The organism is Marivita sp., assembly GCF_965656765.1.
GTDB lineage: Bacteria > Pseudomonadota > Alphaproteobacteria > Rhodobacterales > Rhodobacteraceae > Marivita.
Genome location: NZ_CBFHLV010000073.1, coordinates 1 through 14,173, shown reverse-complemented (window position 1 = coordinate 14,173; position 14,173 = coordinate 1). Strand labels below are relative to the sequence as shown.

Below are 14,173 nucleotides of genomic sequence, written 5' to 3'. Positions count from 1 at the left end.
GGCCACCTTCTACAGCACAGCGATTGTATTGGCACTGGCCGGGAATGACGTGTTCATCAACCTTGAACTTCAAACAATCGGCATTCTGGACTTCTATGTTGAGGTGGCTGAATCCTGTTCCGGGATCGAGGGTTTGGCTCTGACCACAGCGTTCATGGCGATTTATGCGCTAATGATGAAAGACGAACTGCGCATGGGTCGGTTCTGGCTTGCCGTGTGGCCCGCTGCGCTGTTCCTGAGCTTTGTTTTGAACGTTCTTCGCATCGCCGGTCTGATCTTGATCGGGGCGCATGTGTCACCTGACCTGGCCGTGAACGGTTTCCACAGCTTTGCAGGCTGGCTATCTTTCACGTTGTTGGCGCTGTTGATCCTGACAATCGTCAACATTCTTCCCGGCTTGAACAAAACCGGCCGGCAAGCGGCACGGGCGGACGTAACGCCGCTGACGCAAGACACCGCCGCAGCTTTTATCGTTCCGTTTCTGGCATTCATGCTGTCGGGTCTGTTCGTTCATACATTTTCGCAAACCCCCGAAGTTTGGTACGGCGTTCAGGTCGCGGCAATGCTTATTGCGCTTTGGGTGTTCCGCAAACCGATCTTGGCTTTGACCCGGGACATAGATCTGATTGCCTGCGGGTCTGGTATCATCGTGGGCATCGGATGGGTCGCTACCGCCGAACCGGCGGCGCCGTATGCGTCACTGGCAGAATTCGGGGCAGGCGCGCTGGCCATCTGGGTGATCCTTCGGGTGCTTGGTACGGCGCTTCTTGTTCCGCTGGTCGAGGAATTGTTCTTTCGCGGCTACCTTTTCAGCCTGATCGACGATGGGAGCACGATGCGCAGGGTTTTGGCTATCGTGGTGACGACGGCAGGCTTTGCGGCTTTGCATTCACGTCCCCTGGCGGCGGCGTTGGCAGGCATTGTCTTTGCTCTGGTCATGTTGCGCCGGGGCAGGGTGTTCGATGCGATCCTGTCTCATGCCATAGCAAACGCTCTGATTGCGGCGGCTGCGTTGGCGACAGGTCAGTGGTCCCTGATTTGATCAAGCGGTTTGGATATTGCTGCACATAAAAAAACATCCGACGCGAACGTCGGATGTTTCAATTGGTCTGCCGGAAGACTTACGCGCGATTGCGACGACGGACTTCCCAAGCCAACAGCATGGCTGCGGCAACAACAGCAAGTGCAAGCGCACCGCTGCTGGCATCGATTTCCGGTACGGAGGACGATGTTGTGCTGCCCCCGCCAAAAAAGATCCGATAATTAGACCACCACATGTTTGTTACTCCTACATAGCAGCATCTTTGAGCTACACGAAAAAAACACATTCGCCAAGCTTGGGGCCCTCAGCGTTCACAACTGCGCAACAATCAATCACTTCGCCTAGCATAGAAAAACCTGTGGCGACGATCATGCCACATTATTCCGCAGCACGGACCGGTTCGCTGCCATCATTGGCGTGTGACCGCTGCAAAACCCTCTTGAGATCTTCGAGTTTTGGGGCTCCGGTTTGGGCATCTTCGTAGTCAAAGCCCAGCTGCGAATCGTCTTCTTCCCAAAGAATCGTCGGCGATTTGAGCTGACGCGCCGCACGTTGGAGGGCCCAGTCTCGACCCGCACGGCTTGCGCGTCCGCCACCGAGACGGGCGAGCAGGCGAAAGACCCAGAGCGCATATGTCGTGAACCACACCCGAAGCGCCAGCATGGACGGCGTGAACACCAGCGTCAAAACCGTGGCGATGCCAAGACCGAACACAACGGCAGTGGCCAATTGTTTCCACCACAGCGCGGTTGGGCTGTCGATGGAATACCCACCGCCAAAGAAATCAAGGCTAAGGCCAAACATCATCGGCGCAAGGCCTGCCATTGTCGTGATCGTCGTCAACAGAACGGGGCGAATGCGATCCTCAGCGGTGCGTACAATCGCTTCGGTCCGTGGCATGTAGCGCGAATATTCCTGATAGGTGTCGATCAGAACAATGTTGTTGTTCACCACAATTCCCGCCAAAGCGACGATCCCTGTGCCGGTCATGATGATCGAGAAGGTTTGGTCCATCACCAGCATGCCAATCAACACACCTGCTGTTGAAAGAACCACTGCCAACAAGACGAGAACCGCGTTGTAGAAGCTGTTGAACTGCGCCAGCAGGATAATGAACATCAGCCCAAGTGCGGCCCCAAAGGCTTTGCCAAGGAACGCTTGGCTTTCTGCCTGTTCCTCCTGGTCGCCGGTCCATTCCCAATCGACTCCGGGCAGCGGGTTGGCTTCGAGCCACGTTGTCAGTTCGGCAATCCGTTCATTCGCATTCACCGGCACGATGCGGGCGCCTTCATCAAGTGCCGATGTAACCGTCGCAATGGTCGCGTCATTCGATCCGAACAAGACATAGCGCGTACCATTTGTTCCCGTGATGTCACCGTTTTCCTGTTCCTGGAGCGCGGCAACAGTTGTCGTGCCATCTGGCCCGTCACGCACAACCTTGGACAGTCCGGGCAGCACATCCGCCTTCACGTCAAAATGCCGTTTTTGGTCAACACGGTTGATTTCAGAGAGCTTGGCAACGGGTTTGCGGGTAATGAAATTGGAAAGTGGCACTAGGCCGTCGGCGGTCCGTACGCGCAATGTGTCGAGCGTGGACAGGAAACGGTCCTGTTCCGGGAGGCGAACACGGATTTCGATCTCTTCGTCCGAGCTGTCGACGCGCATCGTATCCAGCAGGATCCCGCGTGTAACCAACTGGACCATTGCGCCGACGACGGCCACGTTCGCCCCATAGCGCCCGGCCTTTTCAACATCGACGTCGATCTGCCAGTCGATGCCGGGCAGGGGCAGAGTGTCTTCAATCAGGGTCAGTCCCGGAGTGTTGTTAAACTTCTCGCGCGCTGTGGCGGTCGAAGCCAGCAGCGCATCCCAGTTATCCGCCTTGAGGCGTAGGTGGACCGGTTTGCCGCTTGCCGGGCCTCGGTTTTGGGACAGGATTTCGATTTCGACGCCGGGGATCGTCTTTAGCTGTGCGGTTAGTTCTTTGATGACAAGGTCACCGTCCAGGTCGGGGCGGTCTGCGCGATCTTCCCAAGGGATGGTTTCAAGTTGGACCTGACCAACGGTGTCTTTCGGCACTGCCGCACCACTGGCATCGGTGTTCAATCCGCCTTCGCCGGCAAACGAGAATGCGTTTTTGACGCCCGGATGGGCCAGAACAATATTTTCGGCACGCATGACCAGTGCGTCTTTTTCCTCAAGGCTGAGGTTACCGCGCGCGCGGACATAGACGATGGCTTGTTCCGGTTCGGATTCGACAAAGAATTCGACGCCATTGTTGTTCTCACCGAAATAGGTGAACACGCTGAACACGAACGCCAGAACCGTCGCGCCTGCAACAATCGGCATGATCGGATTGCCTGCGATAAATTTGATGAACATGCCAAACAGCGTCCGCCGCCGCCGCCCGTCTACGCGATTGCGTTTCCACGTGATCGACGCGGCATCAAGTACGATAGAGGCCAAAACCGAACCGATTAAAAACAAGACAATTCCCGGCACATGCCCCGCGATGCCGTCAGAAATAGGTGGGAACAGGAAACCGGGGTCGAGCAACAAAAGCGCTCCGATGAACAGCAGGCCAAGAACGACAGGCACCATTGCAGCGCGAAGGTACCACGGTGTGCGTGCGCGCAAGCCCTGCGAGGCATGGTCGAGCATGCGGGAGAACCGGCCTGTGACCCCCCCCATGACCGGCAGATAAATCAACGCCACAACCAACGAGGCCGAGAGAACGAAGATCAATGTGACCGGCAGCATGCCCATGAATTCACCCGGTACACCGGGCCAGAACAGCATCGGCAAGAATGCACACAGCGTGGTGGCGGTCGAACTGACCACTGGCCAGAACATGCGTTTCGCAGCCTCAACATAGGCGTGCATTGGTCCGATGCCGTCTTTGATACGTTTATCAGCGTATTCGACCACCACGATTGCGCCATCGACCAACATGCCTACGGCAAGGATCAGACCGAACATGACGATGTTCGAAATGCTCACTTCCATGATTGTCAGGAACACGAAACACAGCAGGAACGAGGTCGGGATCGCAAAGCCAACCAACAACGCGGCGCGTAGGCCAAGGGCGGCAAGGACCACGATCATAACCAGTGCAATCGCGGTCAGAACCGATCCTTCCAACTGTTTGACCATGCTGTCCACGATGCGGGATTGGTCATTCGATGTACCCACGGTGACTGCCGCTTGCAGTTCGCGTGGCCAAAGTTCCTCGGCGGCGGCAACTTCGGCTTTGACGGCATCGGCAGTGTCAATCAGGTTAAAGCCCTTGCGCTTGACCACCTGCAGCGCGAGCGTTTTTTCCCCGTTAAAGCGCGCGGTACCCTGCCGGTCTTCAAAGGTCAGGTTGATGGTCGCCAAATCGCCAAGTGTCACCACCCGGTCGCCGTTTACCTTGACCGGGAGGTCGTAGACATCGCGCTGATCGTCAAAGCTTGACGGAATCTTCACGGCAAAACTGCCCTGATCGCTGCGCAGCTCACCGGCTGCGATCAACTGGTTGTTGTTCTGGACAACGCTGATCAGCTCGCTTGCCGTGACGTTGTAGCTTTCAAGCTTAAGAGGGTCGATGACCACCTCAAGCATTTCGTCCCGGTTGCCGGCGATCCCAGCTTCAAGCACGGAATCCAAGGATTCCAGCCTGTCTTGCAGATCTTTGGCCACCTGCGCCATCGTACGTTCCGGCACTGGGCCAGTCAGATTGACGATGACGATGGGGAACTCGGAAAAGTTGATCTCTGTGATGGAATACTGTTCGGCACCTGTGGGAAACTTGGACTGCGCCTTGTTCATCGCATCGCGCACATCGGCCATGACTTGGGTTTTGTCCCAGCCAAATTCGAATTCCAGCGCGACACCAGCATAGCCTTCGGCGGCTGTGCCGGACAGGGATTTCAACCCGTCCAGATCGGCCAGTTCCGTTTCCATCGGTTTGACCAACAGCGTTTCGCTGTCCGCCGCAGAGATGCCCGGGAACACGGTCGAGACAAAGAGGGCAGGGATTTCGATATCCGGCTCGCCTTCCTTGGGAAGACCGACATAGGCATAGGTGCCAATCGCCAAGGACAGAGCGATAAAGGCCAGTACCATGCGGGCGCGTTCAGCCGCCCAATCGACGATCCCGGTCATTGGATGACCTCTTCAAAGCTGGGCGCAACGGTCACGCCATCGGTCACAAATTCCTGTCCGACGGTAATCACGTCCACCTTATCAGGAAGTCCTGTCACATATATGCCCTCGGGGGCATCACGCAGTACGTTCACAGCCATGAACTGCGCCATGCTGTCTTGGTCGATGGTCCGCACCCCCAAAGTGCCCTCGTCGTTCAGGGTCAGCGATGAGGCCGCCAGAACATGTGCCATCACAACTTGCGATTGGATTAGGATTTCGGCGGTCTGGCCGTCACGAATGGCAAGCTCAGGGTTTGGAACAGTCAGCTCGACACGGAAAGTCCGTGTCGTTGCATCAGCCGAGCGCGACAGGAAGGTAACGCGCGCTTGTACATCCGGCCCTTCGTTGAGCCGCGCGCCAGCCATTGCGCCGACTTCGACGCGATTGACCTCGTTTTCAGGAACAAAGCCAACCACCTTGATCGGATCAAGCTGGATCACGGTGGCACAGAGCCCGCCCGGTTGCAGGAGACTGCCAAGTTCGGCTGTGTCGGTTTCCAGAACGCCAGCAAATGGGGCGCTGATGTCAAGGCGGTCGATTTCGGTTTGCGCACGGGTGACCGAGGCTTCCGCACTTTCGATGCTGGCTTGCAGGCTTTCCAATCCGGCCTCGGCAGCTTTGACACCCGCCTCGGCAGTGCTGATTGCGGTTTGTGCGCTTTGAACGGTGGCTTCGGTGTTGGCAACGCGGGTTTGGCTCGCAAAGCCGTCCTGGCTCAGCCGTTCTGCAGCGGTTGCGTTGATGCGAGCCTCTTCCAGCCGGGCCTTGGCTTCGGCCAGACGTGCCTTGGCTTCGGGAATGCGGGCTTCGACTTCGGGGCGACGCGCCTTGGCTTCGGCCAAGCGGGCTGTAGCCTCGGCCAGACTGGACTGACGGGTGCCAGGATCAACGGAACACAGCAATTGACCCTGTTGTACAAACGCTCCCTTGCGCAGCGGTGTCGACACGATCTTGCCGCTCACCTCGGACACGACGGACACTTCGCGTGCCGCCTCGGTTTCACCGCGCAACCGTACTTGAGTACCGATCTCTTGCGCCACAGACCGTTTGGCCATCACGCGGATGACACCGTCTTCGATAGAATCCGCCGGTTCGGTGGCTTCACGCTCGGGCGTGACGTTTGTGAACTCAACTGTGTCTGCGGCGTCTTCGCGGGGGCTCAGGTCGGATACAGCGGAAAAGAACCTATCTCGTTCAATAACCAAGCCGAACAGAATTACCGCAACCAAACATGCGGTGATGAAGGGAACTATGCGCATCAGACGTACCTTGTGCCTGTACTTCCAGAGGTGATCGGTGCTGCTTGTCCCGACCGCGGGGTCCGCAATCGAGGCATCTCAAGATACACCAAATACGGTAAACTAATCAGTTTAGATTAAAGATGCCCTGGTGTTTTTTCAAGATGAACTGAACGGTTCAATTTGATGTTTCGGGCATTTGGGCCGCAGTTTGTGCAGGAAATTTGCATCATGCGCGCAATTTGGCCGGTATCTGTTGAAAAGCACCTGCCAAAAGCCGCGCTTGGCACCTGACCCGCGTCGCGTTATGAGGGGCGAAATCCACGCGCGTTTGTAAAGAAACGCACGTAACAGGGGGCTTTTGCGTGAGCGAAACAGACAGCTTTATCGAAGAAGTGACCGAAGAGGTCCGGCGCGACCGCCTATTCGGGTTGATGCGCCGCTATGGCTGGATCGCGGTTCTGGCCGTTCTCTTATTGGTTGGAGGAACGGCGTATCGCGAATACACCCGTGCCGCCGAGGCCGCAAAGGCCGAAGCGTTTGGGGATACGATCTTGGTAGCCCTTGAAAACGACGAGGCATCCGACCGCGTTTCTGCCCTTGATCAGATCGAGGCACCAACCGCTGAAGGTGCGGCAGTCCTGGATATGCTGATCGCCGCCGAAGAGGCGCTTGCTGGTGACGGCACTGCGGCGTCCGAGCGTCTCAATAGCGCCGCCACCAATGGCGAGCTGCCAGAGATCTACCGCCAGATCGCAAGCTTTAAGGCGCTGACCCGTCCGGAAACCCCGCTCAATGCCGACGAACGCCGTGTCGCCTTTGAGGCGATGGCAACACCGGGCGCGCCGTTGCGGCTTTTGGCCGAGGAACAATTGGCCTTGCTCGACATCGAAGCGGGCGACACCGACGCTGCCATAAGCCGCCTCAAAGCTATTCTGAGCGATTCTGAACTGACAGCAGGCTTGCGCCGACGCGCTTCTCAGTTGATTGTGGCGCTGGGGGGCGAGATCGAGGCGTCCTGATCGGTATGGTCAACAGGCTCCGATACGACAAAAAGACGAGGGCAGGGCAGTGCAAGCGAAATTCATAGTGGCCAGTTTGATTGCAACGGGTGTCCTTGCGGGATGTACCGAGCGCGAAATCATCCTGCCGGGCGAACGCTTAGGCGTTCGTGAAGTGTTGCAAAACAATGACGCCGCGGATGCAGCCTCGTTGGACAACATCACGGTTGCCGCCAATGTTCCTGCTGCGTCGAACAATGCAGCGTGGCCGCAAAGCCATGTCAGCCCGTCCGCCCGTATCACCAATGCCGCATTGTCGGCGAACCTGACGCCAATCTGGTCCACGTCGATTGGACAGGGCGACAAGCGCCGCGCGCGGATCATCACCGATCCTGTGGTCGCGGATGGTCGTATTTTCACGATCGACAGCGCCGGTCGTGTGTCAGCCACATCAACTGGCGGTGAAGCGCTTTGGTCCTACAGCCTTGTGCCGCTGCGGGATGACGCTTCGCAGGCACTGGCTGGTGGGCTGGCTTATGACAATGGACGGCTTTACGTGACCTCGGGCTTTGGCACCCTGTCTGCTGTCGACGCCGCAACCGGCAATGAAATCTGGACACAGCGTTTGCAGGATACGGCCACAGGTGCGCCGACTGTCTTTGGTGGTCTGGTTTATGTGGTGGCTGGCGACAGCACCGCGTGGGCGGTTGAAGCCGAGGATGGCCGGGTACGCTGGCAGTCTGACGGGCTGGGCGATGTGAGCAATGTCGCTGGTGCCGCGCCGCCCTCGGTCAATGACACCCATGTCGTATTCTCGTTTGGCAGCGGTGCCGTTCAGGGCGCATTTCGTCAGGGTGGTCTGCGACTCTGGAGCGCTGACATCGTCGGAGCGCGCAAAGGTTTTGCCATTGCACTGGTCGATGACATTACAGGCTATCCGGTAATCGCCGGCAACACAGTCTATGCTGGAAACCACTCGGGCCGCGTTGTTGCTTTGAATGTCAATTCTGGCGAACGTCTTTGGACGGCGCAGCATGGCGCCATGGATCCAATCTGGCCTGCGGGCAATTCGGTGTATTTCGTGTCGGACCTAAACGAATTGATCCGTCTGGATGCAACCGAAGGCAATCAAATCTGGGCGGTCGATCTGCCGGGCTACGAACCAGTACGCCGTCCACAACGTCGTCGCGATTCTGCCTTTACCAATCACGGGCCGATCATGGCTGGTGGCAATCTGATCGTCGCATCGTCGGACGGGCTGATCCGATCCTTCGATCCAACGTCTGGTGATCTTGTCAGTCAGACCGAGATTCGCGGCGGTGCCACAACCCGTCCGGTTGTGGCGAACGGTACGCTTTATGTCGTGTCGACAAACGGTGTTTTGCACGCCTATCGCTGACCCCTTTCGCAGGCGCATGAAATAGGCTAGGCGGGCGGCTTGATATCACATCGAGCCCAATTCGGAGCCTTGCGCGCCCATGTCTTTCACCCTTGCCATCGTCGGCCGCCCAAATGTCGGCAAATCGACCCTGTTCAATCGTCTGGTTGGCAAACGGCTTGCGCTTGTCGATGACCAGCCTGGCGTCACCCGCGATCTGCGCGAAGGCGCGGCGCGGTTGGGTGATCTGCGATTCACTGTGATCGACACTGCCGGTCTGGAAGAGGCAACCGACGAAAGCCTGCCGGGGCGGATGCGCAAACTGACCGAGCGCGCGGTGGACATGGCGGACATCTGCCTGTTCCTGATCGATGCCCGCGTCGGTGTGACCCCAGCCGATGAAGTGCTGGCCGAGATTCTGCGCAAACGTGCGACACATGTGATCCTTGGCGCAAACAAAGCCGAAGGCAATGCCGCTGAAGCGGGTGTGCTCGAAGCCTATGCCCTTGGTCTTGGCGAACCGCTGCGAATTTCTGCCGAACACGGCGAAGGCATGCCGGATCTCTATGCGATGCTGCAACCGCTGGCGGATGAATTTGAAAAGCGCTCTGAAGCTGATGCACCCGAAACCGAAGTCGATGTTGGCGAAGATGATCCCGATGCCCCTCGCGCCATCACCAAGACAAAGCCATTGCAAATCGCCGTCGTGGGCCGCCCCAATGCGGGCAAATCCACGCTGATTAACAAGATCATTGGCGAAGACCGTCTTTTGACTGGTCCCGAGGCTGGCATCACCCGTGACGCGATTTCAGTCCAGACCGAATGGGACGGTACCCACATGCGGATCTTTGATACCGCTGGGATGCGCAAAAAGGCCAAGGTGCAGGAAAAGCTGGAAAAGCTATCGGTGTCTGATGGCCTGCGCGCCGTAAAGTTCGCCGAAGTGGTGGTCGTCCTGCTGGATGCCGCGATTCCCTTTGAATCTCAGGATCTGCGCATCGCCGATCTGGCCGAACGCGAAGGCCGCGCGGTGGTCATCGCCGTAAACAAGTGGGATACGGAAGACGACAAACAGGACAAGCTCAAGATGCTGAAAGAGGAGTTCGAACGCCTCCTCCCGCAGCTCCGTGGCGCGCCGCTGGTTACTGTCTCTGCCAAGACGGGACGTGGTCTCGACCGTCTCCAAGCCGCCATCGTCAAAGCACACACCGTTTGGAACCGCCGCGTGACCACTGCCCAGCTCAACCGCTGGCTGGCTGCGATGCTTGAACAGCACCCGCCCCCTGCACCGCAAGGCAAACGCATCAAGCTGCGCTACATGACCCAAGCCAAAACCCGTCCGCCGGGGTTCATCGTGATGTGCTCGCACCCCGACAAGATGCCCGAAAGCTACAAACGCTATCTTGTGAACGGTCTGCGCGAGGATTTCGACATGCCGGGAACCCCGATCCGTCTGACGCTACGCGGGCAGGGCGACAAGAACCCCTATAAAGGCCGCCGCGAAAAGAACGCAGGTGCGCTGAAAAAGCACTTGAGTAAAGGGCGCGAGTAAGGAGCGGAAGGTCAGCGTTGCGGACCTTGCTGCTGTTCGCTGCGGATGCGCGAGTGTCAGGTAGCTGCTTTAAATACACGCTATATGGAATACTGTTGGCACCGCGTCGAAAACTCGGCCTTGTTCGGTCGTCACTACAAAATCCATTTGGAATACAACGCCAGTAGCGATCAGAGCGCTTCCATCTGGCTCACGTCCGTTTCAACCAACCGCGGATCGTTTCCATGACAAAGCTAGACGGGGCATTTGTTGGATTTTTCTCGATGACCCTACCCTCGCGACTGGCTAGCGTCCTGCGATTGCGTCTTTCTAGCGCCTTACGATTGCGCTCCTCAGCGTTTGCTCGCTCCTGTTGCGAGAACAATGTCGACTTATAGTCTTCCGGCACCCGCCGAATGGCGTCCTCCAGGAACGGTTTTTCGGCGTCCTGATAATAGATTTGCGGCGCACCGGTCGTTTTGATCAGCCAAATCCAATCGGCATCTTTGAACCGGACTTGGTGTTCGTAGGGTGGGGACTCTGCACCATAGATGATCTTCCCGTCGACACGCCTCATCTTCAGATTGCTGGAACCGCACCGGCGCAATCCTTTTTCAAGCAGCAAATCGAACAAATCGCTATCGAATTGCAAAGAGGTCCTCGGCATGAATTCGGGATCACGCTCCATCATAAGTGCACGCAATTCGGCGGTATCGTCACGGCGTGTCTCGTAATTGGGCAAAGCGGAAACCGTATCGCGTAGCCAAGTCTCCTTGTGCTCAATCCAAGCACGATGCAGCGCTTGATCCACAACCGTTTTTTCAGGATCGGGCATATTTTCAAACAGCTTAATGAGCTCAAGCTGTTCGGCCACATTCTCAAACAGAGCGATCGCCCACTCTTCTCGATATTCGTTCTCATTATCGGACAGCCAGCTGAACCGCCCGTAGACTGCATGATCCAACTCCGCCAATCGCTGCTCCGAGAAGTAATCCCTGTCATTGATCTGATAATGAAACGCTTCTACAGGTTTGACACGGCTCATTTCTTCGGCAGAGCGCAAAAGATCCGTGCCAAACCGTTCCAGTTCGGGATCGCATTCGAGACGCGTAAAAAGCCTCGCGCTGGCTGCATAAGGTTTTGCCAAATTAACGGTTGCAAAGACTTTTCCTTGAAGCCCGGCCACAGTAAGTGTCGTGTCATAAAGCGCAGCTGCTTCCGCCAACAACGGTGGGAAATCGCTACTTCTGAAATGCAGCTTTTCAAGCCTTTCCACGACCTCTTTGCATTGACCAATCAACACTCCACGCCGCGTCAGGTCGATCAATACCGGTATTTTCGAAAAGCCCATACAGCAATTCCAATTTTCATCAGTTACCGGGTCCAATCTTTATCGCCGCATTGGCGAAAGTGTGGCGAAATCACAGGCAAAACAAGGAATGTTTATCCACAAGTCTGGCGACAACAGTTTGATCGGGTGTTCGCAAAGGAGGTCATCGGTTCTTCGCGCAGCATCATGCATTTTGGGCTCTATCCGATCGTCCATTCGCCCTTCGCCAACAAAAAACGGCGCACCCGAAGGTGCGCCGCACTTTTTTACCGCTTGGTAAAAATCAGTTGGCCGAAGCCAGCTCTTTCGGCAGGCGGAACGTCCAAAGCGTGCCACCTTGGTTCAGGTAGTTGACCTTCTTGGCCACTTCACCACCCCAGAGCGGAACCGCGCCGCCCCAGCCAGAGATGACCGAGACATACTGCTCGCCATTCTGTTCCCAGGTGATCGGCTGACCCACGATGCCCGAGCCGGTCTGGAACGACCACAGCTCTTCACCGGTTTCGTCATCCAGCGCCATGAACTTGCCTTCGGGTGTGCCAAAGAACACCAGACCGCCAGCCGTGGTCATTACGCCACCCCAAAGCGGAGCCTCGTTCTTGTATTCCCACTTCCATTCGCCGGTCTCCGGATCGATGGCTTTCAAAGACCCGATATGGTCTTCGTAGTTCGGCTTGATGGTAAAGCCGGACCCAAGATAGGCAGCACCTTTCTTGTAAGTGATCGGCTCGTTCCAGATGTCCATGCCCCATTCGTTGGACGGCACATAGAAGTTGCCAGTGCGCTGCGAGAACGCCATCGGCATCCAGTTCTTGCCACCAAGGAAGCCGGGGGACGAGAACACAACGTCGCCCTTCTTGCCATCGGCTGAGGCAGTCGGATCACCCGGACGGTTGTCTTCAATGAACACCGGGCGGCCATCGTCACCGATGTCAGACGCCCACGAGATATCCTTGACGAAAGGATATGCGTCAACAAATGCACCATCTTCGCGGTTCAGAACATAAAAGAACCCGTTCCGGTCGGCCGTGGCATAGCGCATGTTGCCCGCACGGTCGGTATAGGCCACGACTTCGTTCACACCGTCGTAGTCCCAGCCTTCGCGCGGCGTGGTCTGGTAGTGCCACTTGATGTCGCCGGTTGCCGGGTCGATGCCCAGACGGCTGGCGGCATAGAGGTTGTCGCCAGTGTTGCCTTCGGTCGGCGCGCCCGCGTTGCGCAGGTGGCTGTTCCAAGGGGCAGGGTTGCCGGTACCAAAGACCAGCGTGTCGGTGTCAGCATCATACGACCCGCCAAGCCAGGTTGCACCGCCACCGGTCTTCCACATATCGCCCGGCCATGTCGCGTTGAGCGTGCCGGTCATCGTGCTCTCTTCGCCATTGAGCGTGCCCATATGGCCTTCAATCACCGGACGTTCCCAAACCAGATCGCCGTTCTCGACGCTGCGGGCCTGAACGGATCCGACGATTCCGAACTCACCACCCGAGTTGCCGGTGATGACCAGATCGCCCACGACCAAAGGTGCGGCTGTATAGGAATAACCGGCTTTGTAATCGTCGATCTTGTCGCGCCAAACGACGTCGCCGGTTTTGGCGTCAAGCGCCACGATCCGGGCGTCCAACGTGCCAAAGATCACCTTGTCACCGGCCAATGCAGCACCACGGTTGATCACGTCACAGCAGGGCAGGATGCCTTCGGGAAGACGCGCGTCATACTGCCAAAGCTCTTCTCCGGTGTTCACATCCACCGCGTAAAGGCGCGAATACGAGCCGGTGATGTACATGATGCCATCATAAACCAACGGCTGCGTTTCCTGACCGCGCTGCTTTTCACCACCAAGGCTGAACGCCCAAGCCGGAACGAGGTTCTTGATGTTTTCCTTGTTCAGTGTCTCCAGCGGTGAATAGCGCTGCAAATGCCGCCCCATCCCGTTGGTGACCACCTGATTGGTCATCGTCTGGTCATTGGCCAGCATGTCTTCTGTCACACCTTGGGCAAACGCACCGGTGGCGGCGAGTATGCTGGCTGTGACGGCGGCAACAAATCTGTTCATTCGTATTCCTCCCATGAACCTCAGTTGCGGATATCCAGATGCACAGGGGGCGCACTTGGATGGCTGAGGGCAGTATAGGTATGACGAAAATTTGTTGTACGAGACTTGGGTCGTAAGACCTTTGCGATGTTGACAGGACTTTGGTCGTACTCTTCTCAAAGGCGAATCGAAGGACGACGGCCGAGCTCTTGCCACAGGCTTTATCGTTCTGCGTAAGTTGGGGTGTTTTTTGACCAAATATCTGTCAAAAACATGTAAGTTCTGAATGGGGTTTTTGTCATAGGTAAATCACTGTTTCTACTAGGTGTCCTAGAGTTGGTCAAAAATGACCCTATTAAGGAACGTCTGAAAAACCTCGCGTGCTGAGCGGTTTGAGATACACTGTGGGGGACGATAATGGAGCCTCGCCGAT

9 protein-coding genes are annotated in these 14,173 nt (G+C 57.0%); 4 read left to right on the top strand and 5 right to left on the bottom strand.

Going from position 1 to position 14,173, the window contains the following annotated elements; translation table 11 throughout:
• The coding region (xrtE, locus tag ACTG4M_RS15280) for an exosortase E/protease, VPEID-CTERM system (protein WP_439124529.1) at nt 1-1,042 on the top strand (1,042 nt) is incomplete at its 5' end.
• A 79-nt stretch (nt 1,043-1,121) separates the two neighbouring features.
• Here the strand turns inward: xrtE and ACTG4M_RS15275 are convergent.
• The 3 genes from ACTG4M_RS15275 to ACTG4M_RS15265 all read right to left on the bottom strand — a co-directional run bounded on the left by ACTG4M_RS15275 (nt 1,122) and on the right by ACTG4M_RS15265 (nt 6,489).
• Nucleotides 1,122-1,277, bottom strand: coding sequence for a VPEID-CTERM sorting domain-containing protein (locus ACTG4M_RS15275; protein ID WP_439124528.1), 156 nt, complete (start codon nt 1,275-1,277; stop codon nt 1,122-1,124).
• 143 nt (nt 1,278-1,420) lie between these two features.
• Nucleotides 1,421-5,188, bottom strand: a complete 3,768-nt coding sequence (locus tag ACTG4M_RS15270) for an efflux RND transporter permease subunit (protein ID WP_439124527.1) — start codon at nt 5,186-5,188, stop codon at nt 1,421-1,423.
• Complete coding sequence (locus ACTG4M_RS15265; RefSeq protein WP_439124526.1) at nt 5,185-6,489, bottom strand: efflux RND transporter periplasmic adaptor subunit; 1,305 nt, start codon at nt 6,487-6,489, stop codon at nt 5,185-5,187. The genes ACTG4M_RS15270 and ACTG4M_RS15265 overlap by 4 nt, the downstream gene beginning before the upstream one ends.
• 344 nt (nt 6,490-6,833) lie before the next feature.
• Here ACTG4M_RS15265 and ACTG4M_RS15260 point away from each other — a divergent pair, with 344 nt between their 5' ends.
• From ACTG4M_RS15260 to der, 3 genes are all read left to right on the top strand, one after another.
• Nucleotides 6,834-7,490 carry a hypothetical protein gene (locus ACTG4M_RS15260; RefSeq protein ID WP_439124525.1) on the top strand — a complete coding sequence of 219 codons (657 nt, stop codon included), beginning with the start codon at nt 6,834-6,836 and terminating at the stop codon, nt 7,488-7,490.
• A gap of 67 nt (nt 7,491-7,557) precedes the next feature.
• Nucleotides 7,558-8,868, top strand: a complete 1,311-nt coding sequence (locus ACTG4M_RS15255; RefSeq protein ID WP_439124524.1) for an outer membrane protein assembly factor BamB family protein — start codon at nt 7,558-7,560, stop codon at nt 8,866-8,868.
• Between the two features lie 79 nt (nt 8,869-8,947).
• The gene (gene der / locus ACTG4M_RS15250; protein WP_439124523.1) at nt 8,948-10,399 is read left to right on the top strand and encodes a ribosome biogenesis GTPase Der; all 1,452 of its coding nucleotides are present in this window, start codon (nt 8,948-8,950) and stop codon (nt 10,397-10,399) included.
• 190 nt (nt 10,400-10,589) lie between these two features.
• On the opposite strand, the gene ACTG4M_RS15245 is transcribed toward der, so the two are convergent.
• Both ACTG4M_RS15245 and ACTG4M_RS15240 read right to left on the bottom strand, forming a co-directional pair.
• On the bottom strand, nt 10,590-11,729 hold the full coding sequence (locus ACTG4M_RS15245; protein ID WP_439124522.1) for a hypothetical protein: 1,140 nt from the start codon (nt 11,727-11,729) through the stop codon (nt 10,590-10,592).
• 262 nt (nt 11,730-11,991) lie between these two features.
• Nucleotides 11,992-13,761 (bottom strand): PQQ-dependent methanol/ethanol family dehydrogenase, encoded by a 1,770-nt coding sequence (locus tag ACTG4M_RS15240; RefSeq protein ID WP_439124521.1) that lies wholly within the window; start codon nt 13,759-13,761, stop codon nt 11,992-11,994.
• Nucleotides 13,762-14,173 lie beyond the last annotated feature (412 nt).